Source organism: Paenibacillus sp. Y568 (assembly GCF_059445545.1).
In genome coordinates this window covers 1-25,578 of record NZ_JCAIUM010000021.1, presented here as the reverse complement: position 1 = coordinate 25,578, position 25,578 = coordinate 1, and the positions used below count along the sequence as shown (strand labels likewise).

23 protein-coding genes are annotated in these 25,578 nt (G+C 41.9%); all 23 read left to right on the top strand.

What is annotated here, in order from left to right; all coding sequences use genetic code 11:
- The first annotated feature begins 101 nt into the window (after positions 1 to 101).
- The 23 genes from spoIIE to lysS all read left to right on the top strand — a co-directional run bounded on the left by spoIIE (position 102) and on the right by lysS (position 25,245).
- Entirely contained in the window at positions 102 to 2,522 is a 2,421-nt protein-coding gene (gene spoIIE, locus AC1D7X_RS22170) for a stage II sporulation protein E (RefSeq protein WP_495458461.1), read from the top strand.
- Between the two features lie 82 nt (positions 2,523 to 2,604).
- Positions 2,605 to 3,345: a vWA domain-containing protein gene (locus tag AC1D7X_RS22165; RefSeq protein ID WP_495458416.1), complete on the top strand. Its 741-nt coding sequence runs from the start codon at positions 2,605 to 2,607 to the stop codon at positions 3,343 to 3,345.
- Entirely contained in the window at positions 3,329 to 4,279 is a 951-nt protein-coding gene (locus AC1D7X_RS22160) for a protein kinase domain-containing protein (protein WP_495458460.1), read from the top strand. Before AC1D7X_RS22165 ends, AC1D7X_RS22160 begins: the two co-directional genes overlap by 17 nt.
- 40 nt (positions 4,280 to 4,319) lie before the next feature.
- Complete coding sequence (tilS, locus tag AC1D7X_RS22155; RefSeq protein ID WP_495458415.1) at positions 4,320 to 5,741, top strand: tRNA lysidine(34) synthetase TilS; 1,422 nt, start codon at positions 4,320 to 4,322, stop codon at positions 5,739 to 5,741.
- A gap of 69 nt (positions 5,742 to 5,810) precedes the next feature.
- Positions 5,811 to 6,350: a hypoxanthine phosphoribosyltransferase gene (hpt, locus tag AC1D7X_RS22150; RefSeq protein WP_495458414.1), complete on the top strand. Its 540-nt coding sequence runs from the start codon at positions 5,811 to 5,813 to the stop codon at positions 6,348 to 6,350.
- Between the two features lie 112 nt (positions 6,351 to 6,462).
- Positions 6,463 to 8,538: an ATP-dependent zinc metalloprotease FtsH gene (gene ftsH / locus AC1D7X_RS22145; RefSeq protein ID WP_495458413.1), complete on the top strand. Its 2,076-nt coding sequence runs from the start codon at positions 6,463 to 6,465 to the stop codon at positions 8,536 to 8,538.
- A 237-nt stretch (positions 8,539 to 8,775) separates the two neighbouring features.
- Positions 8,776 to 9,714 carry a quinolinate synthase NadA gene (gene nadA / locus AC1D7X_RS22140; protein WP_495476158.1) on the top strand — a complete coding sequence of 313 codons (939 nt, stop codon included), beginning with the start codon at positions 8,776 to 8,778 and terminating at the stop codon, positions 9,712 to 9,714.
- A 39-nt stretch (positions 9,715 to 9,753) separates the two neighbouring features.
- Positions 9,754 to 11,370, top strand: a complete 1,617-nt coding sequence (locus AC1D7X_RS22135; RefSeq protein ID WP_495476157.1) for an L-aspartate oxidase — start codon at positions 9,754 to 9,756, stop codon at positions 11,368 to 11,370.
- Entirely contained in the window at positions 11,360 to 12,235 is an 876-nt protein-coding gene (nadC, locus tag AC1D7X_RS22130) for a carboxylating nicotinate-nucleotide diphosphorylase (protein ID WP_495458410.1), read from the top strand. The genes AC1D7X_RS22135 and nadC overlap by 11 nt, the downstream gene beginning before the upstream one ends.
- Positions 12,232 to 12,999: a type III pantothenate kinase gene (locus tag AC1D7X_RS22125; protein ID WP_495458409.1), complete on the top strand. Its 768-nt coding sequence runs from the start codon at positions 12,232 to 12,234 to the stop codon at positions 12,997 to 12,999. Before nadC ends, AC1D7X_RS22125 begins: the two co-directional genes overlap by 4 nt.
- Positions 13,000 to 13,074: 75 nt before the next feature.
- On the top strand, positions 13,075 to 13,959 hold the full coding sequence (gene hslO, locus AC1D7X_RS22120; protein ID WP_495458408.1) for an Hsp33 family molecular chaperone HslO: 885 nt from the start codon (positions 13,075 to 13,077) through the stop codon (positions 13,957 to 13,959).
- Positions 13,960 to 13,967: 8 nt separating this feature from the next.
- Positions 13,968 to 14,909, top strand: coding sequence for a peptidyl-prolyl cis-trans isomerase (locus tag AC1D7X_RS22115; protein WP_495458407.1), 942 nt, complete (start codon positions 13,968 to 13,970; stop codon positions 14,907 to 14,909).
- Between the two features lie 278 nt (positions 14,910 to 15,187).
- Entirely contained in the window at positions 15,188 to 16,126 is a 939-nt protein-coding gene (gene cysK / locus AC1D7X_RS22110) for a cysteine synthase A (protein ID WP_495458406.1), read from the top strand.
- A gap of 370 nt (positions 16,127 to 16,496) precedes the next feature.
- Positions 16,497 to 18,065 carry an anthranilate synthase component I family protein gene (locus AC1D7X_RS22105; protein WP_495458405.1) on the top strand — a complete coding sequence of 523 codons (1,569 nt, stop codon included), beginning with the start codon at positions 16,497 to 16,499 and terminating at the stop codon, positions 18,063 to 18,065.
- Positions 18,066 to 18,165: 100 nt separating this feature from the next.
- Positions 18,166 to 18,747 (top strand): aminodeoxychorismate/anthranilate synthase component II, encoded by a 582-nt coding sequence (gene pabA, locus AC1D7X_RS22100; RefSeq protein WP_495458404.1) that lies wholly within the window; start codon positions 18,166 to 18,168, stop codon positions 18,745 to 18,747.
- The gene (locus AC1D7X_RS22095; RefSeq protein WP_495458403.1) at positions 18,744 to 19,631 is read left to right on the top strand and encodes an aminotransferase class IV; all 888 of its coding nucleotides are present in this window, start codon (positions 18,744 to 18,746) and stop codon (positions 19,629 to 19,631) included. The genes pabA and AC1D7X_RS22095 overlap by 4 nt, the downstream gene beginning before the upstream one ends.
- A complete protein-coding gene (gene folP / locus AC1D7X_RS22090; RefSeq protein ID WP_495458402.1) occupies positions 19,628 to 20,479 on the top strand; it encodes a dihydropteroate synthase in 852 nt (283 codons plus the stop codon). The genes AC1D7X_RS22095 and folP overlap by 4 nt, the downstream gene beginning before the upstream one ends.
- A gap of 45 nt (positions 20,480 to 20,524) precedes the next feature.
- Positions 20,525 to 20,887, top strand: a complete 363-nt coding sequence (folB, locus tag AC1D7X_RS22085; protein ID WP_495458401.1) for a dihydroneopterin aldolase — start codon at positions 20,525 to 20,527, stop codon at positions 20,885 to 20,887.
- A 9-nt stretch (positions 20,888 to 20,896) separates the two neighbouring features.
- A complete protein-coding gene (folK, locus tag AC1D7X_RS22080) occupies positions 20,897 to 21,445 on the top strand; it encodes a 2-amino-4-hydroxy-6-hydroxymethyldihydropteridine diphosphokinase (protein ID WP_495458459.1) in 549 nt (182 codons plus the stop codon).
- Positions 21,397 to 21,606 carry a helix-turn-helix domain-containing protein gene (locus tag AC1D7X_RS22075; RefSeq protein ID WP_495458400.1) on the top strand — a complete coding sequence of 70 codons (210 nt, stop codon included), beginning with the start codon at positions 21,397 to 21,399 and terminating at the stop codon, positions 21,604 to 21,606. Before folK ends, AC1D7X_RS22075 begins: the two co-directional genes overlap by 49 nt.
- Before the next feature lie 191 nt (positions 21,607 to 21,797).
- On the top strand, positions 21,798 to 22,820 hold the full coding sequence (gene dusB, locus AC1D7X_RS22070) for a tRNA dihydrouridine synthase DusB (protein ID WP_495458399.1): 1,023 nt from the start codon (positions 21,798 to 21,800) through the stop codon (positions 22,818 to 22,820).
- Between the two features lie 191 nt (positions 22,821 to 23,011).
- On the top strand, positions 23,012 to 23,488 hold the full coding sequence (gene greA / locus AC1D7X_RS22065; protein WP_495458398.1) for a transcription elongation factor GreA: 477 nt from the start codon (positions 23,012 to 23,014) through the stop codon (positions 23,486 to 23,488).
- Between the two features lie 245 nt (positions 23,489 to 23,733).
- On the top strand, positions 23,734 to 25,245 hold the full coding sequence (lysS, locus tag AC1D7X_RS22060) for a lysine--tRNA ligase (RefSeq protein WP_495458397.1): 1,512 nt from the start codon (positions 23,734 to 23,736) through the stop codon (positions 25,243 to 25,245).
- The last annotated feature ends 333 nt before the right edge of the window (positions 25,246 to 25,578 follow it).

Below are 25,578 nucleotides of genomic sequence, written 5' to 3'. Positions count from 1 at the left end.
GTGCCAAAATCATGGAAAAAAGAAATGTAGTAAACTTTCCCGGCGTGCACATGGCAGAAAGAGCTAAATCAGCTTATCAACCGAGTTCATGGATCGCGCGAATGACACAGGGGAGTGTCGTTCGTCGGATAGTACACATTTTTGCGGCAAAGAAATGGATGTTGTTGCTAACATTCATGGGGTTCTTACTAGGAAAGGCCATGATATTGGACGAACTATCGCCTTTTGCATTAGCATTTTTTGCTGTTATTGTATTTATGCGTCGTGACTATCTTCCGATCGTCACGGTGGCTATTATCGCGGGTAGTTTATTTGCACCTTATCCAATACCGATTATCATTGCTGCAGAGTTGTTGATATTCTTTCTTATTCACAAGGGATTAGAGGCCTTTGAACATGCCGAATTATCCTATGCTCCTGTAATGGTATTTGTATCTACCTTTTGCGTAAATCTATTCCATGTTCTACTTGGCCCATCGTTAACCTGGTATGCTCTACTCATGATAGCTTTAGATGCGGTGTTGAGTTTTGTACTTACGATGGTATTTATCCAAGCGATTCCTGTATTCACCTATCGAAAGAAGAACTATCAGCTTAAAAATGAAGAGGTCCTGTGTCTAATTATTTTGTTAGCTTCCGTAATGACCGGCGCAGTAGGTTGGAGCATCTATGCGTTATCCATTGAACATATTTTATCTCGATACTTGATTCTGTTATTCGCACTCGTAGGAGGTGCATCGCTCGGGGCATCCGTTGGTGTCGTGACAGGCCTTATTCTAAGCTTGGCAGATATTACTGCGATCTATCAGATGAGTCTTCTCGCATTTTCTGGGATGTTGGCTGGCATGCTTCGCGAAGGTCACCGAGCTATGGTAGCGCTTGGAATGCTCGTCGGATCATCTATACTTTCTATTTATTTCATAGGGCCGGGTGATGTCTTGAACTCTACTTGGGAGACTTGTACAGCGATTGTACTTTTTATGTTTACACCAAAGACCGTTATTGGCATGATCTCAAAATATGTACCAGGTACGCAGGATCATACGAAGTCTCAACATGAATATGCGAAGCGAGTCCGCGATTTGACTGCAGATCGGGTTACCCAATTCTCACAAGTATTTAGGCAATTATCGCAAAGTTTTGGTCAAGTGTCAGGTGCGGAGGAAGTTAGTAAGCGTACAGAGGAAAAGGATCACTTCATGAATGCTGTCACCGAAGGTACGTGTGCAGGATGCTTCAAGAACCAGCACTGTTGGGACACGAAATTCTATCAAACCTATAAATATATGACGGATATGATGACATCTATAGAAGAGAATCCAGATCTTTCACCAGATAAGCTTCCATCTGATTGGAATAGAGTATGTCATAAGACGGGAGATGTGCTTGCAGTGATGAAGAAGCAGTACCATCTCTATCAACATGATATGCAGTGGAAACGTCAAATATACGATAGTCGTCATTTAGTGTCTGAACAATTATCTGGGGTATCGCAGGTCATGGATGATCTGGCACGAGAAATTAAACGGGAAGGACAAGCCATGTATCAACAGGAAGAGGAGATTAGAGAGGCTCTTGAGAAGATGGGATTATCTATTCATGGAATCGATGTCATTAATCTAGATTCAGGGCAAGTGGAGATTGAGATTGTACATGCTTATACGAGAGGATATGATGAATGTCGCAAAATTATTGCACCACTTCTCTCTAATATTCTAGATGAACATATCGCTGTTATGCAGGAGAAGGCCTCTGACACACGTGATGGACTGGCAACAGTAGTATTCGGATCGGCCAAGACATTTGAGATCATTACAGGAGTTGCTGGAGCTGCTAAGGGAGGAGATGTTTTTTCGGGGGATAGCTTTAGCACAGTGGAGCTGGGTAATGGAACCTTTGCAGTTGCGCTAAGTGATGGTATGGGGAATGGTGAACGTGCGCGACAAGAGAGTAGTACGGCGCTTAATATATTGGAGCAACTTCTGCAATCGGGAATGGATGAGAAGTTAGCTATTAAATCTGTTAATTCGATACTCTTATTGCGATCTCCAGATGAAATATATGCAACTGTGGATATGGCTTTAATTGATCAATATACGGCAGAGACGACATTTATGAAGATAGGATCAACCCCAAGTTTTATAAAAAGAGGACATGAGGTCATTCTTGTCTCTGCTAGTAACCTTCCGATCGGTATCATTCAGGAGATTGAAGTTGATTTAGTTACCGTGCAGCTTCAACCGGACGATATTGTTATTATGATGACGGATGGATTATATGATGCTCCGGGGTACGCCGTGAATAAGGAGCTATGGATGAAGCGTATTATTCAAGAAATTCAAAGTGACGACCCTCAATATATTGCAGATTGTTTATTGGAAAAGGTCATATGTTATCAACAGAACCAAATCCATGATGATATGACAGTCATCGTAGGGAAGGTAGAACGATACCAGCCACAGTGGGCTACATTGCATGTACCTGGGTTGGAGAGAATGGAACGGCCACGCACTGTAAGTTAGTAAGAACACTCCTTGTTTGAATTCTCTCATTTTTGGAAATGATAGAGAGAAGGATAAATAGCCATTGGGAGGGTGATTAATCATGAAGCAAATTTTGTTGATAACAGATGGGTGTTCAAATATGGGAGTTAGTCCAGTTATAGCAGCAGCACATGCGCTAGAAGACGGAATAACTGTCAACGTGGTAGGTGTAATAGACTACGGTACGATTGGAGAGATGGGTAGTTTAGAAATTTCTGAGATTGCCAAGGCCGGCGGAGGAATTAGTCGTATTGTTGGAACTCAGAAGTTGGCTCAAACCATGCAAATGATGACACGTAAGACAGTTGTGCAGACGATACAACAAGCTGTTAATAAAGAATTGAAACATATATTGGCGGGTTCAACGCTAGAAGACCTACCACCTAATCGTCGTTCTCAGGTCGTTGAGGTTGTTGACGAATTGACAGAGACTACACCAATTCAAGTAGCGCTGATCATTGATGCAAGTGCAAGCATGAAGCCAAAGCTAGCTGCTGTAGAGGAAGCTATACGTGATTTAATGTTGAGCTTACAAGCAAGGGAGGGATTTAGTGAGTTAGCTGTTTTTCACTATCCAGGTCGACATAGTGGAGAGGATGCCATTATGAATGTGAGCTGGACTTCGGATCTTGGTAGCTTAAAGTCTCTGTTTAATCGAATTCAAATGAGGGGGACAACTCCAACGGGACCAGCCATCATGAAGGTGATTGATTTCTTTCGTTATGGTACACTAGAAGGACATCAAGCATTGCGGAGGAATTCCGATGAGGGAGAGAGGACACTCGGTGATAACGTCGTCTAATCCCGAATATTCAACGGGTACAGTGATCACTGGGAAATGGCAACACAGCCGGTTTGTGATCCAACGTGTACTTGGAAGCGGGGCTAATGGAACTGTTTATCTCGTTCAGAAAGACGGTTACCAGGAGCGGTTTGCTTTGAAGATGGGGAATGATACACTGGAACTTCAGTCGGAGATCAATGTTCTGACTTCACTACAGACACAACGGAAACGGAAAGATAAGCAGCAAGGCGTAACACATCGTCCCTATTTGTTAGAAGTGGACGATTACTCTGTACGCCATAGAGAGATCCCTTTTTATGTTATGCGTTACGTAGAAGGAAGGCCGTTAAACTGGTTCATCCAAAAACGTGGTAAAGAGTGGATTGGCATTGTGGGGTTAAGGCTCCTAGAGAAGTTACGTGAATTACATCAGTTAGGGTTCGTATTCGGTGACCTAAAACCGGAGAATGTGATGGTATCCGAATACGGAGAAGTCGAGTTAATTGATTACGGTGGTGTTAGTTCTAAAGGCCGAAGTGTGAAGCAATTTACAGAATGGTATGATAGAGGGTATTGGAACGCAGGTACTCGCGGAAGTGATGAAGGGTACGACTTATTTGCCTTTGCCGTACTGTGTATTCATTTGATTCATGGAGATGCCTTGAGAGCTGCTGCTTCTCAGCATCTACCTCAGACGCGTAGCATGTCAGATTTGTTGGGTCTAGTTCAACGAAGCCATAGACTCAAACCATATTCGAGCTGGTTGAATAAAGCGATCCGAGGAGAGTTTGAAGGGTCTGATCAAGCTTCTATTCTTTGGAAGCAACTTATTTATAAACCTGCGCATTCTACTAGCAAACCCCTAAGAAGGACACCTCGATGGTTGAGATATGCATTTACCTTTTCGGTATTATTGTTGTGTTGTGTCGTTTATTTGGCAGTTCGATTTTAAGGGAATACAAACGTTTAAGGCAGAAAAGGAGCATACGGACATGAGAATGCACCTCTTGGTAGAGCATGTGCTTCGCACTGCAGAAGAACAGGGCCTATGGATCCCTAACGATACCATTATAGTCGCAGTCTCCGGCGGTCCGGACTCTGTGGCTCTTTTGCATATTATGCATGAAATTTCACAACACCATATTCCTTTAAAGCTAATATGCGCTCATGTTCATCACGGATTCCGTGTAGAATCTGATGAAGAGGCTCTGATGGTGAAGAACATCGCAGCCGCATTGGATATTCCTTTCGTTATGGAGGCTGTTGATGTTCCTGCATATATAAAGCAGACTGGAAAGGGTCCAGAAGAAGCAGCACGAGATAAGAGATATGAATTTCTTATTAGAACAGCCCTGAAATTTGGAGCGCGTTCTATCGCGCTTGGTCATCATGCTGACGACCAAGCCGAAACTGTCCTTCTTCATTTATTACGTGGCAGCGGTCCGACGGGACTTGTTGGGATGAAATTTAATAGAACCGTAAAAAATGTGGAACTTATTCGTCCGCTTCTACGTATATACAAAACAGACTTGGTCGACGTATGCGAGAATGAGAAGTTTATGTTCGCTATTGATCCAAGTAATCTAGAAGCAAAGTATAGACGTAACGAGATTCGCTTGGATATACTCCCTTTTTTAGGGCAATATAATGGACAGATTACACAGGCTTTAAACCAATTATCAAGTTTGATGACCGCCGAAGACGATTATATGGAGCAGGCTGCTGAGAAATTGTACCAAGAATCGGTACATACAAGCGATGGAAGGTTCACCTTTGAGGTCCCTTTTTTTACACGGCTACATGTCGCTTTACAACGGAGGTTGATTAAACTAATATTAAATTACATGTCGGTGGACTCTGAGCTCGCCGATTATGTCAAGATCGAAACCCTTCGTGGTGGCATGTCAGAGAAATCTCCTTCGACGTGGAGCCGAGACCTAGGTGGAGGATTCGTCTGTATACGGGAATATGATGTCATTACATTTCAGCCTAAGCCACTTATGCAGAGATTAAGGTATACATATCAACTAAATACAGTTGTTTCTGAACTTATGGTAGGCGAGATTGGGAAGGTCTTGAGAATGACAGTAGTTCCAAGAAATCAGAAGTCATGGTCAAGAGCAGAATTGCATGAAGATGAGGCAGTATTTGACGCCGATCAACTTGTGTTTCCTTTGACCGTGCGATGTAGGCAGGATGGAGATACCATGAAGGTAATGGGATTAAACGGCAGCAAGAAAGTGAAGGATATTCTTATCGACGGTAAGATACCGCCTTCTATACGCTCGCAAATTCCTATGATTCTGGATGGTAATAACTACATGATTTGGATACCGGGTTTACGGCGATCTATTCATGCACCTGTCAATCAGCATACAACTTCTGTTCTTCATATGTCTCTTGAAGATGCATAAGTTCAAGAAATGGTTAATAGTAATGGTCGGTTGAAAACTTTCATAGTTTAACGTAGGGGGTTCAGTAAGTTGCAGAATGATATACTAGAAGTACTCATCAGCGAAGAAGAAATTCGGGAGAAAGTTGCAGAACTCGGAGCTAAGTTAAGTGCCGAATATGCAGATCGTAATCCTTTGGTCATTTGCGTTCTAAAAGGCGCGTTTATTTTCATGGCAGATTTGGTTAAGTCAATAACCGTACACTGCGAACTTGACTTCATGGCAGTATCTAGTTATGGAGCAGCAACTAAATCATCTGGCATTGTTAAGATCATCAAGGATCTAGATGTTCCTGTTGAAGGACGGGATGTATTAATTGTAGAAGATATTATCGACAGCGGACTTACTTTAAGTCATTTAATTGAGATGTTGAATAATCGGAATGCGAAATCTACCCGTGTGGTTACGTTATTTGACAAACCATCTGGTCGTAAGGTAGATTTACAGGCAGATTATGCAGGATTTATAATACCTGACGCATTTGTCGTCGGATATGGTTTGGATTACGCAGAGAAGTACCGGAATCTACCCTATGTCGGGGTATTGAAACCGGAAATATACACATCTTAGTACAGAATTTTCATGGCGTAAGATCATGCATAACTCCTTGTCAGTTGCCTCTATTGAGATAGCCTGACAGGCTATGGTAAAATAACTTAAGTGTCTTGAGAGGAGGTAGGGGATGAATCGGTTCATCCGTAATTCTGGTTTTTATTTGATTCTATTTTTAGTCGTGGTGGGTATTGTACAATTCCTCAGCAATAGTAATGAAGCCGCTGACGCCCCTAAATATAACGAGTTACGCCAGCAGATTAAAGCTAATAATATTGCTGAGATGGAGGCGCAATTTGATAATTACGCCTATCTAGTGACTGGTAAATATAAGAAGGCGCCAGGTGCAGAGAAGTCAGATAGCTTCACGACTTATATTCCTGCTACTGATTTTTCATTGGATGAAGTGACTGAAGCCAGTGCGACAAACGGCTTTGATTTTGATGTGAAGCCTATGAAAGGTCAAAGCATTTGGTTGACCCTGCTTTCATCATTTATTCCGTTGATTCTGATGTTTGTCCTCTTCTTCTTCATATTCAATCAATCGCAAGGCGGCGGTGGCGGCAAAGTGATGAACTTTGGCAAGAGCAAAGCCCGATTATATAATGAAGAGAAGAAGAAAGTTACTTTTGAAGACGTTGCAGGTGCTGATGAAGAGAAACAGGAACTTGTTGAGATCGTTGATTTCTTGAAAGATCCTCGTAAATTCGCAGCAGTTGGTGCACGTATTCCTAAAGGGGTACTGTTAGTAGGTCCTCCAGGAACAGGTAAAACATTGTTAGCCAAGGCAGTTGCAGGCGAAGCGGGAGTACCCTTCTTCAGTATCTCAGGTTCTGACTTTGTCGAAATGTTTGTCGGTGTGGGTGCTTCACGTGTTCGCGATTTGTTTGAGAATGCGAAGAAGAATGCTCCATGTATCATTTTCATTGATGAGATTGATGCTGTAGGTCGTCAACGTGGCGCTGGTCTTGGTGGCGGACATGATGAACGTGAACAGACACTCAACCAATTGCTTGTAGAAATGGACGGTTTTGGTGGTAATGAAGGTATTATTATGATTGCTGCAACAAACCGTGCTGATATATTAGACCCTGCATTGTTACGTCCAGGACGTTTTGACCGTCAAATTACGGTTGATCGACCAGATGTGAAGGGGCGCGAGGCTGTATTGAAAGTACATGCACGTAATAAGCCATTGACTGACGACGTTAGATTAGATGTTATAGCTAAGCGTACAACTGGATTTACAGGAGCTGACTTAGAAAATCTCCTTAATGAATCGGCGTTGATTGCAGCCCGTCGTAATCGTAAGGACATCTCGATGAGCGAAGTAGATGAAGCGATTGATCGTGTTATTGTAGGTACAGAGAAACGTAGTCGTGTCATTAGTGAGCGCGAGAAACGAATCGTTGCTTACCATGAGGCCGGTCATACAATTGCAGGATATTTCTTAGAACATGCGGATATGGTGCATAAGGTTACCATCATTCCTCGTGGTCGTGCGGGTGGATATGTCATCATGCTTCCGAAGGAAGATCGCATGCTTGTTACGAAGAATGAATTGTTAGATAGAGTTACAGGTCTCCTTGCTGGACGTGTGGCAGAAGAAATTTTCATTGGTGAAATTGGTACGGGTGCATATAGTGACTTTCAACAAGCCACAGGTATTGTCCGTAGCATGATTATGGAATACGGAATGAGTGACAAGCTAGGACCTATGCAATTCGGCACATCTCAAGGTCAGGTCTTCCTTGGCCGTGATATTGGACATGAGCAGAATTACAGTGATTCCATTGCGTATGAAATTGATCAAGAAATGCAAAGTTTCACTAACTATTGTTACGAACGTTGTAAGGATTTGTTGATTAAACACTCCAAGGAAATGCACCTAATTGCAAGTACCCTCCTGGAAAGAGAAACTCTGGAAATTGATCAGATTAAACAGCTGATTGACAAAGGATCTATTACAGAAGGCCCAGTTACTGCAGATACTAAATCAACTGCTACTTCTGTAGAAGAAGGAACAGCTAAAGTAGAAACAGTAGGTGATGTTACGGTTCGCATTCTTCCACAGAGCGATGATAACAATTCAACTCCAATGGGGGATATTCCAAACACAACTTCTACCCCTAATACACCGGATTCTGATTCTAGCGATCCAAGTGATTCAGGCAATGAAGGCGGAACACCTCCAGAAAACAAATAAGATAAGGGCATTTCTTATCATACAAGAAACCCATATAACACATTCGGTGTTATATGGGTTTCTTTTTCTTATATCCTGTCTCAGGTTGATTGACAGAGTGAAGATCGTTGTGTAAATTAGTTGTTGAACAGCAAAGGATATCCTTTATTGGACTCGATCACTAAGGATACGAATATATTAGTATGACATGACAACTGTGATTGATAAATTACGGTACATATAGAGGGGGAAATAAGAGTGGAAGCTCTAGCACTTGAGCGTAAAGCAGAACAAAATAGAGAACTACGCGAACAGCTTATGCGTTTAAAGAAGGAACGGAATGCTATTATTTTGGCTCATTACTATCAGCGTGATGAAATACAAGAAGTTGCAGATTTCCGTGGAGACTCATTTCTACTAGCACAAAAGGCAGCTCAAACGGATGCTGAAGTTATTGTGTTTTGTGGTGTTCACTTTATGGGCGAAAGTGCCAAAATCCTCGCACCTAACAAGACTGTATTGATTCCTGATGAGCGGGCGGGTTGCCCCATGGCCGATATGGTCAATGTGGATGGTCTTCGGAAGCTGAAAGCACAGCACCCTAATGCTAAGGTAGTGACTTATATTAATTCTTCTGCAGAGATTAAAGCGGAGACAGATATTTGTTGTACCTCAGCTAATGCGGTCAGAGTGATCCAATCCGTTGACTCGGATGAGATTATATGGGTACCTGATAAAAACTTAGGTCATTATGTGCAACAGCACACAGACAAGAAGTTGATCATCTGGGAAGGTTATTGTAATACACATGATATGTTAACCGTTAAAGATGTATATGAAATGAAAGCCAAATACCCTGACGCTCCCTTCGTTGTTCATCCAGAATGCCGACCAGAAGTGGTTGAATTAGGTGATTTTGTTGGAAGCACAACAGCAATATTGGAGTATTGTAAGAAATCAGATGTGAAACAATTTATTGTGGGTACCGAGGATGGAACAGGATTCCAACTTCGACAGGATAGTCCAGACAAGACATTCCATTTCGCAACTAAATTTCTAGTATGTCCTAATATGAAGGTTAATAATCTTAAAAAATTGGTGAAATGTCTGGAGACGATGAAACCACAGATCTATGTTCCTCCTGCTATTGCCGATAAAGCACGTATTTCCCTAGAGCGCATGTTACAGGTCCAGTAGCATGCGCTACTCTTTCTCTTAAGATAGGTGAACAAGGTTATGATTCCACGGTATTTAGTAGATTTCGATCTTGATGCTCTTCCAAAAGTAAAGACAGATGTTATCGTCATTGGTTCGGGTATTGCCGGATTATTTACAGCCATTAACGTTGGTAAGGATCGTCAAGTATTAATGATTACCAAGAGTGCTTTACTTGAAAGTAACACCCGTTATGCCCAAGGGGGAATTGCTGCTGTTATATCAGAGGATGATTCACCAGCCTTCCACCGGCAGGATACTCTGCTAGCGGGGGCTGGTCTTTGTTCTTCTGCTGCAGTGGATATACTTGTGAATGAAGGACCCTTGGGAGTTAAGGAACTTATTCGTTTAGGAACGGCATTTGATGAGGATAATGGAGAATTAGCCCTTACACAGGAAGGTGCACATAGTCACCGACGTATACTACATGCTAATGGGGATGCGACTGGGTTCGAGATTGTTAGGGCACTATCCGAGCAAGTTATCGAAAATGATAATATTGAAGTATGGGACAATCATTTCGTACTGGATATTCTTACAGAAGAGAATGTATGTATTGGTGTGCTAGTACAAGGTCCAAGAGGACAACGTATTTTTGTACAAGGTGAAGCCACGATTCTTTGTTCTGGAGGAACAGGTCAACTGTATCGGTATACGACTAATCCGGATGTGGCGACAGCTGATGGAGTTGCTATGGCCTATCGTGCAGGAGCTAAGATTAGGGACATGGAGTTTCTTCAGTTTCATCCAACGTCTCTTTGTTACCCGGGAGCTCCTCGATTTTTAATATCGGAAGCTGTACGTGGAGAAGGGGCTATACTGCGTAATATTAAAGGCGAACGTTTCATGAGCAAATACCATGAAATGCTTGAGCTTGCACCCAGAGATATCGTTGCCCGGGCCATTGTTAGTGAAATGGAAGAGACGAAGTCTACCTTCGTCTATTTAGATATTACACATGAAACGTCAGAATTGATTAAGCATCGTTTTCCAACTATTTTTGAGACTTGTATGGTCTATGGTCTAGATATGACAAGTGATTGGATTCCTGTTGCACCAGCTGCACATTATATGATGGGTGGTGTTCAGACCGATCAGAGTGGAGAAAGTAGCATTTCTCGATTGTTTGCATGTGGGGAAGCTTCCTCGACTGGAGTTCATGGTGCTAATCGTTTGGCAAGTAACTCGTTATCAGAAGCGATCGTATTTGGTCGCCGGATTGTGAATCGGATTCGGGAACTTCCTCCATTACATTGGTCAGAAGGCTCACTCGTGGTAGACTATAATCGGGTAGACGTTCCTATGCAAGCGATGATAGAGAGACGATTGAAGTTGCAGAAGGTTATGGTTCGCTATGTCGGTCTACGTCGTGATCAAGATTTGTTAACGAAGGGACTTGAGGATCTACGTCGTCAATTACCTGTTTTTCAGTCAGCGTTATTTAAGAAAGAAGAATTCGAATTTGCAAATATGCTAACGTGTTCGTTACTTATTACGCAGGCAGCCTTGGCGCGTAAAGAAAGCCGGGGTGCGCACTATCGGTCCGATTACCCCGAAAGAGATGATCTGAACTGGCGTAAGCATTTGTTACAGCGACGCGAGCATGGGATAGTGGAGGAAGTTAGTGATGATGTTTAATGGATATAATGAAGACTTGGTGGAATCAATTCGCCATTGGCTAAGAGAAGATATAGGTTCAGGTGATATAACTTCTCTTTCAACAATACCAGTAGGTCATGAATCTAAAGGGATTATTCATGCGAAAGAGAACGGAATAATAGCGGGAATTCCTGTATCAGAGTCAGTGTTTAAAATAGTAGACCCTTCACTTTCCTTTATTTCACACGTACAAGAGGGGGATTCTGTCACGAAGGGAACTGTGCTTGCCGTCGTTGAGGGAAGTACACATAGCATCCTAACAGGAGAGCGCCTTGCTCTTAATTTGTTGCAACGTTTATCGGGTATTGCAACGAAGACACATCAATTTATGGATACGCTAGAGGGGTTACCAACACGACTCGTAGACACACGTAAAACAACACCTGGACATCGTATGCTTGAGAAGTACGCTGTACGAGTAGGTGGTGGTGCGAATCATCGTTTCGGTTTATATGACGCAGTTATGATTAAAGATAACCATATCAAGGGTGCTGGTGGTATTACACAAGCAGTGAGTCGCGCTCGGGCTCATATTCCACATACGATGACTATTGAAGTAGAGGCAGAGAATCTGGAGCAAGTAAATGAAGCGATTCAGGCTGGAGCTGATATTATCATGCTTGATAATATGAGCCATAGTCTCATGCAGCAGGCTGTTGAATTGATCCGAGACCAAGTCCCTCATGTCAAAATAGAGGCATCGGGAAACGTATCTTTAAGTACAATTAGGGGAATTGCTGAATGTGGAGTCGATATCATATCGGTCGGACAGCTTACCTATTCTTTTGAAAGCCTAGATATTAGTTTAGATCTGAATGCTAAGAAGGAGGGCCAGATTTCATGATTCTTGTTGTAGACATAGGAAATACCAATATCGTATTAGGGATTTATCAGAATCGTGAACTGGCTTATCACTTCCGACTTAGTACTACTCGCCAATCTACAATAGATGAGTACGGAGTCATGATCTTTAATTTATTTCGGATGTCTGATATTTCTGTCAAGGATATTGAGGGTGTTATCATATCGTCTGTCGTTCCACCTCTAGTTAATGTTTTTGAAGAAATGTGTCAGAAATTCCTTCATAAAACGCCATTAGTGGTTGGGCCTGGCATTAAGACTGGGTTGAATTTACGTTACGAGAATCCGCGTGAAATCGGCGCCGATCGGATCGTTAACGCTGTGGCTGCTGTAAATCAATATAAAGGTCCGTTAGTGGTTGTTGATTTCGGTACAGCTACAACATTTGACTGTATTGATGATAAGGGTAACTATCTTGGGGGAGCCATTGTCCCTGGTATAGGGATAGCAACGGAAGCCTTATATCAACGAGCATCTAAACTGCCACGAATTGAATTAGAGAAGCCTAAGAAGGTCATCGGTCGTAACACCATTCATGCTATGCAGGCAGGGATTATTTTTGGATATGCCGGCCAAGTGGATGGTATTGTTGAACGTATCAAATTGGAGATGGAAGCTCCGGATCTGAAGGTCGTTGCAACAGGCGGATTAGCTGAGTTAATCGCAAGCGAGACGAGATGTATCCAGGAGATCAATTCTATGCTTACGCTCGAGGGCCTTCGTTTAATTTACGAACGTAATCAATAACAGGCTTATAAGTGGGTAAGAAATAATATATATTTATGATTTAGCAACAAAACACAGACAGGAGGCCATAAGAACATGGATCACAAAAAAGACAGATTAATCCGAGGCACAGCCATGAATGGCCATGTGCGTGCCTTAGTGGTGCGCACAACAAGTCTAGTAGAAGAGCTTCGTCAAAGACACGATACATGGCCAACGGCTACAGCAGCAATGGGTCGGACACTGACAGCGGCAGCTATGATGGGTGCCATGCTTAAAGGTAAAGAAAAAATAAATGTTCAAATCAAGGGTGATGGCCCGATCGGTCAAGTTGTTGCAGAAGCTAATGCACGAGGAGAGGTCAGTGGGTACGTAACGAATCCACATGTTCATTTACCAAGTAATAGTCTAGGTAAACTGGACGTTGCAGGAGCTGTGGGACGTACAGGTTTTGTGAATGTGGCTAAGGATCAGGGGTTAAAAGATATCTATACAGGTAGTACTCCGATTATTTCGGGTGAGATTGCTGAAGATATAACCTATTATTTCGCAGTTTCAGAACAGACACCTTCGGCAGTAGGTTTAGGCGTACTAGTAGGAACAGATAATGCGGTTATGGAAGCAGGTGGATTCATCATTCAGCTCATGCCGGGATTAACTGATGATGAGATTACAGCTATTGACAAAGCGGTTAGTGGTCTTCCCCCAATCACATCATTAATGGATCAAGGGATGGACTTGGAGGAAATGCTTCACCGGCTGCTACCAGATGCGGAAGTATTAGATGAAATGGATCTTCACTTTCACTGTCAATGTTCAAAGGAACGGGTTGAAAAGACACTTATTAGTCTAGGTCAATCTGAAATCGAACAAATCATTGAGGAAGATGGTCAGGCAGAGGTCGTATGTCATTTCTGTAATGAAGCGTACTCTTTCGACAAAGTGGAACTTCAACAAATTCTGAAACAGACCTTGAATTAACGGTATGGATGATGAAGATTAGGAGAAGGGAAAGGACGCTTTGGATTGCCAATGCCATATTAGTCATTATGCTCCTTTCCACGATTTGTCTCATTCTACTTCGTGGTCTTGGACCCATAGATCAGAATCACTCAATGGAAGTAGGAGACATAGCGGTAGCCTATTTTAATAATGAGCCGATTCTCAATGGCGAATGGGAACAAGAATTGAAGCAAAAGTACGGGCAGGAAGTACTTATTCATTTATTAAACCGTAAAGCGGTATTTGAGGAAGCAGAAAAATTAGGTATTTATATCTCATCCGAAGAGGTCACTACTCAAGTAAAGAAAGATATGAGGGGATACGACTCCGAAGAAGCTTATTATCATGAGATGGAGACACAATTAGGCCTTTCACCTGAAGATGTGGAGTCCGAGATGAAATATAAATTAACCTTAGAGCAAATTGCCATCTCTGGTATTGATATCTCAGAGGAGCAGATTGATAGCTATTTCGAAGAGAACAAGGATCAATTTGAGCCTCGTAAACAGTTCCAACTTTCGGCTATTAAGGTTTCCAGCCAAGGAAAAGCTGAGGATGTATTGAATCAGCTCGAACAAGGCTCCGATTTCACAGAAGTGGCAAGTGAATATTCAACAGATGAAAGTAGTCGTAATAAGGGCGGAAGGATTGGAACAGTAGAATCGGATGATCCCTTCTTACCTCAGGAAATGCTGGATGCAGTGGATGCACTTCAAATTAATGATATCGCTGGGCCCTTCCGTTGGGACGAAGATTACGTTGTGATCCAACTAACAGACATTATTGAGGGAGAACAAGAGGATACAGCTACCATTCGTAAATCTATCCATAAATTGCTTGCATTAAATGAAGCCGCGCCACTTACCGAGTTAGAGAAGATACTTAGAGATAAATACGATGTTAGAATAGTGGCTACTAGTGGTCTATAATGTGTCAATAAAATTGCGGGTAACATGGGGATACTTTGATAAATGGCTTGTGGATGTTGCCAGCGAAGTATCCTTTTTTTGGTTGCTCGATATTGACAAGGGATGTAGAGTTTTGATAAGATGGGAATACAAAAACCAACTGAAACACTCGGATATATCGGGAAACATAGACAATGATGGTTAGGCTATCCGTCACGGTTTCCTTATCATACAACTAGATGAATTATATTTAGCATATTATTAGTATAGTTAACCATTATTCTAGGAGGTCTTTATTCATGGCAAAGGTCGTTAATAGTGTAACTGATTTAATTGGAGAAACACCGCTTGTCCGTTTGAACCGTCTAGTTTCTGATGATAGCGCAGAAATCTATCTTAAACTTGAGTACCAGAACCCAGGATCAAGTGTTAAAGATCGTATTGCGATCAGTATCGTTGAAGAAGCTGAGAAAGATGGAACTCTTAAACCGGGTGGAACGATTGTAGAAGCAACTAGTGGGAATACTGGAATTGGGTTAGCAATGGTTGCTGCTGCTAAGGGGTACAAGGCAGTTATCGTTATGCCAGAGACTATGAGTTTGGAGCGTCGCAATTTATTGCGCGCATATGGCGCTGAGCTTGTTCTGACTCCAGGTTCGGAAGGTATGAATGGAGCTGTAACAAAAGCTGAAACCATTGTAAGAGAAAACCCTGGGTATTTCATGGCAGAGCAATTCAAGAATCAAGCGAATGTGAAAATTCACCGTGAAACGACAGGGCCTGAAATCGTTGAAGCGATTGAGTCGATCGGTGGTACGTTAGATGCATTTATTGCTGGAATTGGTACGGGTGGAACAATCTCTGGTGCTGGTGAAGTGTTGAAAAAACAATATCCAGACATTAAAATCTATGCTGTAGAACCTGCTGCTTCGCCAATCTTAGCGGGCGGTAAACCAGGTCCTCATAAGATTCAGGGATTAGGAGCTAACTTCATTCCTGAAATTCTGAACCGAGATATCTATGATGAAATCATTCACGTTGAGAACGACGAAGCGTTTGAAGTAGCACGTCGGGTTGCGACAGAAGAAGGGATTCTATCTGGAATTTCCTCGGGTGCCGCTGTATCTGCTGCTCTTAAAGTAGCTAAACAACTAGGTAAGGGTAAGCGCATTGTTGTTATTATTCCTAGTAACGGTGAACGATACCTTAGCACACCATTGTATAATTTCGAGGGATAATCGTATAATCTAATTGAATAAACTCAATGTGAGACCCTATTGTGCTGTTAAGGACAATGGGGTCTTTTGAAATACAAAGATTTATAGTTTCCATTCATAATCACCGATTCTGCTTGTAACATGTGACCAAAATTTCTTTTCAAACTAGCTATAACTAAAGTATACTGACAAGCAGTTAACATTCCATTAGTAGAGTACCGCGGTAATGATGGTATTATAAAATAAGATGATGCTTCCGAAGCAAGTCTTTTTACGAAGAATAAGTAGTAGGTAACGCTATAAAAAGACTAAGATGATGATTCCGATGCAAGTCTTTTTACGAAGAATAGACAAGAAGTAACGCTATAAAAAGACCTTTAGGAGGGATAAGGTGACAAAACACGTGTTAACTTCACTTGCACAGTGGGAACAATGGTTAACAGAAGGGTGGAGTGTACTTCCTTATCTTGTACGGATGAAGAGTGGGGTATTGCCTCCTTCATGGACACAGGCGTGGGAGGCTGCTTCACCGTATGCTGTAGTTCTTGAGAGTGGTAAGAGTGGGCGTTATACGTACTTAGGCCTTCATCCTGTATCTGTTATTACGGGAAAAGGGAACGAAGCGAGCGTAGTTCATTCCCCTTCTGGTGTGATAGATACGATGGAGGGCGCTCCTTTACAAGTATTAGAGCAATGGATGGCACCTTATCGTTCACCTCAAATGGCTAATGGGGATTATCCGCCTTTCTTGGGGGGATGCTGTGGGTTTCTGGGATACGATGTTGTACGTTCTTTAGAGAAGCTTCCATTATCGGCAGAGGATGAGCCTACATTTCCTGATTACATGTGGATGAGAATGGAAGAAGTATGGATATATGATAATAAGGATCAGGTTGTATACTGTGCAGTTCATATGCCGATAGATGAGAAGAGCGCTAATACATTAGACTCGTTATACAAGGATGCTGTAGCAAGAGCCGCTGGAATGATGGAGTTATGGATCTCCATGAGTACAGACGGGGAGGCGGAGCGCAATAACCGTTTACGTGAATTGGATAAGTTTGAAGAGCAAGAGCGGGTGCAGATAGCGAAAGCTTCCTCTCCAGGGCAGAGGCCAGGAATGACAGCACATTTTTCGCAAGAGTCTTTTGAGCAAGCCGTGCTGAAAATTCAAGAATATATTAGACAAGGAGACGTATTCCAAGTCAATCTATCCCTTCGACAAGAGAAAGAGTTACATTCTTCACCTGAACAAATATATGAGTGGCTACGCATATTAAATCCTTCTCCTTATATGGGATTACTAAGATCACCGGGATTCTCTTTGGTTAGTGGGTCCCCTGAACTGTTGGTAAAGGTGCATGGTGATCAAGTGAGTGCTCGTCCAATCGCAGGTACAAGACGTAGAGGCAATACCATAGAAGAAGATGCAGCGATGGCAGCTGAACTCTACATGAACGAGAAAGAACGTGCAGAGCATATCATGCTAGTCGATCTGGAACGAAATGATATTGGCCGCATAGCAGCCTATGGTTCAGTACACGTTCCTGAACTTATGACAATCGAATACTATTCACATGTGATGCACCTTGTGTCCCAAGTAGAAGGCAGCTTGAGGCCTGGAAAAAGTACATATGAGGTCATTACAGCTCTTTTCCCGGGAGGAACAATTACGGGCGCTCCAAAGATTAGAACGATGGAAATTATTGATGAACTTGAGCCTGTTCGTAGGGGTCCCTATACGGGGTCTATGGGCTGGATTGACTATAATGGTAATATGGAATTAAATATTATTATACGAACATTGGCTGTGCTGGACGGCAAAGGATATATTCAAGCAGGAGCAGGTATTGTCGTTGACTCTGATCCTTATCGTGAATATCGCGAGTGCCATAATAAAGCTAAGGCAATGATAAAGGCAGTGTTATGCAGCGAAGAAGAAGCAGCCGTAAGTAGATAGAATGAACTAGAGAGAGCATTGTTGTCACGTTGGTTCGGAGAGCGGTTGTCAGCACTTCTGTAGTTCAGTTTATATAGCAGCGTACGAGGGGGATGTTCTTATGATATTAGTACTCGATAACTATGATTCTTTTACGTATAACTTGGTTCAGTATTTAGGTGAATTAGGTGAGGAAGTAAAGGTATATCGCAATGATGAGATCGATATTTCAGGGATTAAGGAACTTACACCAGATCATATCTTGATCTCTCCAGGGCCTTGTACACCAAATGAAGCAGGAATTAGTCTTGAAGTTATAACCACATTCAAGGGGATCATTCCAATCTTTGGCGTATGTTTGGGACATCAAGCGATTGGTCAAGCTTTTGGAGGGAAGGTTATACGTGCAGAACGTCTAATGCATGGTAAAACATCTCCGATTCATCATCACGGAACTTCCGTCTTTGAAGGGCTACCCTCACCGTTCACGGCAACTAGATACCATTCATTGCTAGTAGAGCGGGAGAGCTTACCGGAGTGTTTGGAGATTACGGCTGAGACGGAAGAAGGAGAAATCATGGGACTTCGTCACAAGGATTATCCAATCGAAGGTGTGCAATTCCATCCCGAATCTATCATTACCGATCATGGACATCAGATGTTACGGAACTTTTTGAAGCAATCTCAACTAAAAAAAATATGAACTATATAGGATTAAATTTTGGTGTTGTAGATGAGCCGAACGCGCGGGTATCAGTCATGGACCATGGATTTCTGTATGGGATGGGACTGTTCGAGACCTTTCGCACCTACAAGGGTGTACCCTTTTTGTTGGACAAACATCTTAAAAGGCTTGCTGAAGGTTGTTTGGCGCTAGGAATACAATATGAGATCGATCTAGAGGCTACCTCTACATGGATAACCAATGTTATGGTGGCTAATGGATTAGCCGAGGCTTATATTCGATATACGGTTAGTGCGGGTGAAAATGTACTGGGGTTACCTACCACAGATTATCTCAGTCCAAATCACTTTCTTATCGTAAAAGAACTACCCCAAGTGAATTCTGACCTTTATCAGAACGGCAAAGGATTACAAAGATTATACACACGTCGTAATACCCCTGAGGGAACCGTCCGATTTAAGTCGCTACACTACATGAATAATATTTTAGCGAAGCGGGAGCTAATGTCCTACCCTAAAGCATCAAGAAATCAGGCTGAGGGGCTCATGCTGGATGGACAGGATTATGTTGCTGAGGGGATTGTGAGTAACCTATTCTTCGTTCAAAAGGGATCCATCTACACACCTCATGTGAATACGGGCATTTTACCTGGAATTACTAGAGGACTTGTAATGGAACTCTCCATTGAACAAGGTCTGCCCTGTGAAGAAGGCTGGTATACTTGGGCAGATTTGGTGAAGGCCGAGGAAGTATGGATGACTAGCTCTATTCAGGAGCTAATACCTATAACTACACTTCTATTGGAGGATGGCTCTTGCATTACAGTAGGAAAGGGTACCGCTGGACCCATAACAACTAGACTGTTGCAATTATATCGAGAGAAAGCAGGCATTACCAAATGATTATAACAATTCATGAACGTACTTATACTCAAGGGGAAATGGAGTTAAGTCTGGGCCATTCCACCCTTATTATGGGTATATTAAATGTCACACCGGATTCCTTCTCTGATGGTGGCCAATTTACAGATACGGAGCTAGCTGCGCAACATGCCCTTCAAATGATAGAGGACGGCGCGGATATCATTGATATTGGTGGGGAATCGACGCGACCTGGTTTTGAACAAGTTGGTATGGAAGAAGAATTGGCTCGGGTTATCCCTGTCATTGAAGCTATTCATCGCGTAGCTCCCCACATCCCTCTCTCCATAGATACGTACAAAGCAGAAGTAGCACGCCAAGCTATTAAGGCTGGAGCCCATTTTATTAACGATATTTGGAGGGGGATTGGCGATCCTCAAATGTTATCTACAGCGGCAGAACTTTCGGTTCCTATTATTCTGATGCATAACCGCCATGATCGAAACTATAACAGTCTTATTGACAACATGATTGAGGATTTGCAAGAAAGTGTTCAATTAGCGCTTCAAGCAGGTGTGAAAAGGGAAAATATCATTCTGGATCCTGGTATTGGTTTTGCAAAAGATTACGTTGAGAACATGCGCGTAATGGTAGAGCTTGATGCGCTAGTTCAACTAGGATATCCAGTGTTACTCGCTACCTCTCGCAAGAAATTTATTCGGACGGCATTGAATCTACCTGTAGATGATGTCATTGAAGGAACAGCAGCAACGGTAGCCTTCGGTATTGCACAAGGCTGTCAAATTGTAAGAGTTCATGATGTATCTTCTATAAAGAGAACAGTTCAGATGTGCGATGCGATGGTATATGGATCCATTCGTAGAGAATAATGTGGTTTTAAAAATAGCGTGTATGTAGATAGGTGGTAATGAAAAATGGATAAAATGGTATTACACCGCATGGAGTATTACGGATATCATGGTGTTTTTGAAGAAGAAAGAAAACTCGGGCAACGTTACTATATTGATCTAGAACTGCAAATGGACCTCCGGGATGCGGGAGAACAAGACGATTTAACAAAAACCGTAAATTACGCAGAGATTCATTATCTTGTAAAAGATATCGTAGAGACCAAATCGTTCCAATTAATCGAAGCTTTAGGAGAAAATATTGCATACTCGTTATTAGACACTTATACTAGTATCAATGCCTTAACGGTCAAAGTGACCAAACCGCATCCCCCATTTGACATCCATTTTCAAGGGGTTACGGTGGAGCTGTTCAGAACAAGAAAGTGAGAGTTAATGATGAAGTTACATTCCACCTCTGAGTCATCAGAGGCTTATATTGCATTAGGGGCTAATTTAGGTGACCGTGAAGGAACCTTGCTGGAGGCTATAACTCGTCTTCATGCACATCCACAGATTCATGTACTCCGATGTTCAGATCTATATGAGACAGAGCCTGTTGGCTATATAGACCAACCTTACTTTCTTAATATGGTGGTAGCTGTAAGCACAGATCTAGCTCCTCACGTTCTTCTGAAAGTCATGCAGGGGATTGAACAAGAACTTGGCCGCGTGCGTCATATTCATTGGGGACCACGTACGGTAGATTTGGATCTTCTATGGATGGAAGGGAAGATTGAGAATACGCTAGAGCTCATTCTGCCTCACCCTCGGATGGAGGATCGAGCATTTGTCCTTGTTCCTATGCATGATATTGTACCCTGTGATGAAAATTCTGGTTTATATATTGTAATTAAGACAGCACTTGAGAGACTGACCGGAAAGGAAGGGATACAACAATGGAGAACTTGCAACTGGCAGCCCGAATCCGAGCTTTCAGAAAACTAAAGGGATATACCCAACAAGAACTAGCTTCTAAGATGGGGATATCACTTGCCGTTTTAGGAGAAATTGAACGAGGTAATCGTCACGTAGAAGATCAAATTTTAAATAAAATTGCAGAGGTATTGGAAATTTCAATTCCTGAGCTAATGAATATATCTTATTAGATAAGAAATAATTATATGAAATTAAGAATGGGTGCTATAAAAACTTAAGAATATGCTTTCGATGCTGGTTTTTATCGAAGTGCATCAAGGAAGTAGCGCTAATAAAAACTTAAGATTATGCTTTCGCTGCTAGTTTTTATCGAAGTACATCAAGGAAGTAGCGCTAATAAAAACTTGGAGGTGATTATCACATGCTTAAGATAGGCGATATTGAAATGAAGAACCAAGTCGTGCTTGCTCCTATGGCGGGTGTATGTAACCCCGCATTTCGTTTGATTGCGAAGGAGTTTGGAGCGGGCTTGGTGTGTGCAGAAATGGTCAGTGGTAAAGCTATCGTCCATGGTAATAAACGTACGCAAGAAATGCTTTTTGTTGATGAACGTGAGAAGCCACTAAGTTTACAGATATTTGGGGGAGACCGGAACTCTCTTATTGAAGCAGCCAAAGTTGTAGATCGTGAGACAAACGCTGATATCATTGATATTAATATGGGGTGTCCTGCTCCGAAAGTGACCAAAGTTGATGCAGGCGCTCGTTGGCTTCTTGATCCGAATAAAATTTATGAAATGGTGTCTGCTGTTGTAGATGCTGTAGACAAGCCTGTCACTGTAAAGATGCGTACAGGTTGGGATAGTGATCATATCTACGCTATAGAGAATGCCAAGGCGGTCGAACGTGCTGGTGGCAAAGCAGTTAGTGTGCATGGTAGAACAAGAGAACAACTTTATACGGGTCAAGCAGACTGGAATATTATTAAAGAAGTCAAACAATCTGTTGGCATACCTGTTATTGGTAACGGGGATGTTGTTACACCCGAGGATGCGCGTCGGATGTTGGAGTTGACTGGATGCGATGGCGTTATGATTGGTCGAGGGGCGCTAGGTAATCCTTGGATGTTATACCGTACGATTCAGTATTTGCAGACAGGAGAACTTGTTGCGGATCCAAGTGCTGAAGAGAAAATTAAAATTGCTATCCTTCACATGGATCGCTTGGTTGCAATGAGAGGTGAGCACATAGCTGTTCGTGAAATGCGTAAACACCTAGCATGGTATTTGAAGGGCTTAAGAGGTTCTGCTCGAATTAAAGACGAAATCATGGAAGAGACCAGACGAGATGAAATGGTGAAAATTCTTGAAGATTTCGTCGCAGGATTGGATAAAGAAGAAGAGACAAATGACGATTTATCTGCTGTGATAGCTTCTGTTCAGTAATTGGAAATAGCATGCGAGGGAACTGCATTGACTTTTTGAAATGGTTACCATATACTTTTTCAGTATAAATTCGACTCAATGGTTAATCTCGACAGCAGAGGATTGTTCTGATTCCTCAAGATTTGCATATAGTGGTTTTCATAAGTATAGGTAATCTTTCTAAATTATTCACATGACAGGAGAATCGGTTAATGGGCGATAAAGAAGTCATTCTTACACAAGAAGGTCTCAAGAAGTTAGAGGATGAGCTGGAGCATCTCAAATCCGTGAAACGCCGTGAGGTTGCGGAACGGATAAAAGTTGCCATTGGTTATGGCGATATTAGCGAGAACTCCGAATATGAAGATGCCAAGAATGAACAAGCTTTTATTGAAGGGCGCGTTATTACTCTTGAGAAGTTGTTACGTAATGCTCGCATTATTAACAATGACGACATTAATACGGACTCTGTAGGTGTAGGTGCTACGGTGACTGTAGAAGATGTAGAGTTTGGAGATACAGTGGAGTACCTAATTGTAGGTACAGCTGAGTCTGATCCGCTAAACAACAAAATATCGAATGAAAGCCCGGTAGGTAAAGCCATTCTTGGTAAACAACGGGGTGCCATTGTTGATGTTACTGTTCCAGCAGGTGTTATTCAATATAAGATTATTGATATTAAAAAGTAAGGTATAATGAGTGAAGATTGTTTAAAAGGCTTCCTAATGGGAAGCCTTTTTTAAAGATATAAGTAAGATGTAAGTTTCACCCTTTTTAACTATATTTCTCACAGAGCAGATACCACCGCCTTATAAGGCTGGTGATGGTGTTTCTCTTGAATATATATAAATGACAGATGACATACCTTTGATAAGTTAAGTAGTTAAGAAGCACAATGGTTAAATCGCAAGGGATACTAAGGAGATGAAGTTGCATGTCGGAAGAGATAATCAATCAGGAGAACGAACTCAGTGAATTGCTACAGATTCGTCGCAACAAATTGGACGAGCTACGCGGAATGGGTATAGATCCATTTGGTAAAAAATACGACAGAACACATAATGCAGGCGAACTTGTATCAAAGTATGATCCGTTTACTCATGATGAATTAGAAGAAATGGCAGTTCCGGTTAGTGTTGCAGGCCGTATTATGGCTAAACGTGGCATGGGTAAGGCTATTTTTGCTCAAATTCAGGACCTAAGTGGAAAAATACAAATATATGTGCGTCAGGATTCTGTTCCTGAAGTGAAATTTAGCGCATTCCGCTTACTTGATCTAGGAGACATTATTGGTGTAACAGGTCTTATGTTTAAAACAAAGACTGGAGAAACAACAATCAAAGTTGATGATGTAGAGATTCTTTCTAAGTCACTTTACCCACTACCTGATAAATACCATGGTCTTAAGGATGTTGAGCTTCGTTACCGTCAACGTTATGTTGATCTGATGATTAATCCAGAAGTACAACAGACATTCATAATGCGTTCAAAAATTATTCAATCCATGCGTCGTTACTTAGATTCACTCGGATATTTGGAAGTGGAGACACCTACATTGCACTCCATCGCTGGTGGTGCTGCTGCGAAACCTTTTACAACACATCACAATGCACTTGATATGGATCTATATATGCGTATTGCAATAGAGCTTCACTTGAAACGTCTAATCGTTGGTGGACTTGAAAAGGTGTACGAAATTGGACGTGTGTATCGAAATGAAGGTATTTCGACTCGTCACAATCCGGAATTTACGATGATAGAACTGTATGAGGCTTATGCGGACTATAAAGATATCATGAATTTGACTGAAACAATGGTCGCTCATATAGCTAAAGAAGTTCTGGGTACAACAGTTATTGACTATCAAGGTGTAGAAGTCGATTTAACACCATCATGGCGTCGAGTATCTATGGTTGATGCTGTCAAGGAAGTAACGGGTGTAGACTTTAGTGTTCATATGACAGATGAAGAAGCACGTAATTTGGCAAAAGAACACAAGGTTCCTGTGGAAGCACATAATAAGTTTGGTCATATCTTAAATGCTTTCTTTGAACAGTTCGTAGAAGAGACTTTAATTCAACCAACATTTATTACTGGACATCCTGTAGAGATCTCGCCGCTTGCGAAGCGTAACGAAGAAGATCCACGCTTTACAGATCGGTTTGAGTTATTTGTTGTTGCAAGAGAACATGCGAATGCATTTACGGAGTTGAATGATCCGATTGATCAACGTCAACGTTTTGAATCGCAACTGGTGGAACGTGAACAAGGTAATGATGAAGCACATGAAATGGATGATGACTTTATCCGTGCACTGGAATATGGTATGCCACCAACAGGTGGACTTGGTATTGGTATAGATCGATTAGTAATGTTACTTACCAATTCAGCATCTATTCGTGACGTTCTTCTTTTCCCTCATATGCGTACACAAAAGGAAAAATAAGAACGACTCAGTCATTGGTTTATCAAAGTAAATAGATACAAGTTCCGGCTTAGTTTCCTTATTGGAGATTAAGCCGGATTCTTGTTTAAAGTGAAGATTGAAATATATAAAATTTAATCATTAAAAAAGTGTTGCAATCATTATTCGTACATGATATATTATTAGTCCGGCCAATAAATAATACATTTATTGAATCGGCAAGCCAAACTTAAATGAAACGTAAACGAAAATAAAGCTTGCATAAACGAACCGGACATGATATGATATAGAAGTTGTCGCCGAGAACAACTGGTAACAACAAAATGAACAAATTGGTCTTTGAAAACTGAACAA

What these genes read in the sequence shown, in the direction of transcription:
- spoIIE (WP_495458461.1), top strand. Translation starts at nt 102, where the DNA reads ATGACACAGGGGAGTGTCGTTCGTCGGATAGTACACATTTTTGCGGCA.
- AC1D7X_RS22165 (WP_495458416.1), top strand. Translation starts at nt 2,605, where the DNA reads ATGAAGCAAATTTTGTTGATAACAGATGGGTGTTCAAATATGGGAGTT.
- tilS (WP_495458415.1), top strand. Translation starts at nt 4,320, where the DNA reads ATGAGAATGCACCTCTTGGTAGAGCATGTGCTTCGCACTGCAGAAGAA.
- ftsH (WP_495458413.1), top strand. Translation starts at nt 6,463, where the DNA reads ATGAATCGGTTCATCCGTAATTCTGGTTTTTATTTGATTCTATTTTTA.
- AC1D7X_RS22135 (WP_495476157.1), top strand. Translation starts at nt 9,754, where the DNA reads ATGATTCCACGGTATTTAGTAGATTTCGATCTTGATGCTCTTCCAAAA.
- nadC (WP_495458410.1), top strand. Translation starts at nt 11,360, where the DNA reads ATGATGTTTAATGGATATAATGAAGACTTGGTGGAATCAATTCGCCAT.
- AC1D7X_RS22125 (WP_495458409.1), top strand. Translation starts at nt 12,232, where the DNA reads ATGATTCTTGTTGTAGACATAGGAAATACCAATATCGTATTAGGGATT.
- hslO (WP_495458408.1), top strand. Translation starts at nt 13,075, where the DNA reads ATGGATCACAAAAAAGACAGATTAATCCGAGGCACAGCCATGAATGGC.
- AC1D7X_RS22115 (WP_495458407.1), top strand. Translation starts at nt 13,968, where the DNA reads ATGATGAAGATTAGGAGAAGGGAAAGGACGCTTTGGATTGCCAATGCC.
- cysK (WP_495458406.1), top strand. Translation starts at nt 15,188, where the DNA reads ATGGCAAAGGTCGTTAATAGTGTAACTGATTTAATTGGAGAAACACCG.
- pabA (WP_495458404.1), top strand. Translation starts at nt 18,166, where the DNA reads ATGATATTAGTACTCGATAACTATGATTCTTTTACGTATAACTTGGTT.
- AC1D7X_RS22095 (WP_495458403.1), top strand. Translation starts at nt 18,744, where the DNA reads ATGAACTATATAGGATTAAATTTTGGTGTTGTAGATGAGCCGAACGCG.
- folP (WP_495458402.1), top strand. Translation starts at nt 19,628, where the DNA reads ATGATTATAACAATTCATGAACGTACTTATACTCAAGGGGAAATGGAG.
- folB (WP_495458401.1), top strand. Translation starts at nt 20,525, where the DNA reads ATGGATAAAATGGTATTACACCGCATGGAGTATTACGGATATCATGGT.
- folK (WP_495458459.1), top strand. Translation starts at nt 20,897, where the DNA reads ATGAAGTTACATTCCACCTCTGAGTCATCAGAGGCTTATATTGCATTA.
- AC1D7X_RS22075 (WP_495458400.1), top strand. Translation starts at nt 21,397, where the DNA reads ATGGAGAACTTGCAACTGGCAGCCCGAATCCGAGCTTTCAGAAAACTA.
- dusB (WP_495458399.1), top strand. Translation starts at nt 21,798, where the DNA reads ATGCTTAAGATAGGCGATATTGAAATGAAGAACCAAGTCGTGCTTGCT.
- greA (WP_495458398.1), top strand. Translation starts at nt 23,012, where the DNA reads ATGGGCGATAAAGAAGTCATTCTTACACAAGAAGGTCTCAAGAAGTTA.
- lysS (WP_495458397.1), top strand. Translation starts at nt 23,734, where the DNA reads ATGTCGGAAGAGATAATCAATCAGGAGAACGAACTCAGTGAATTGCTA.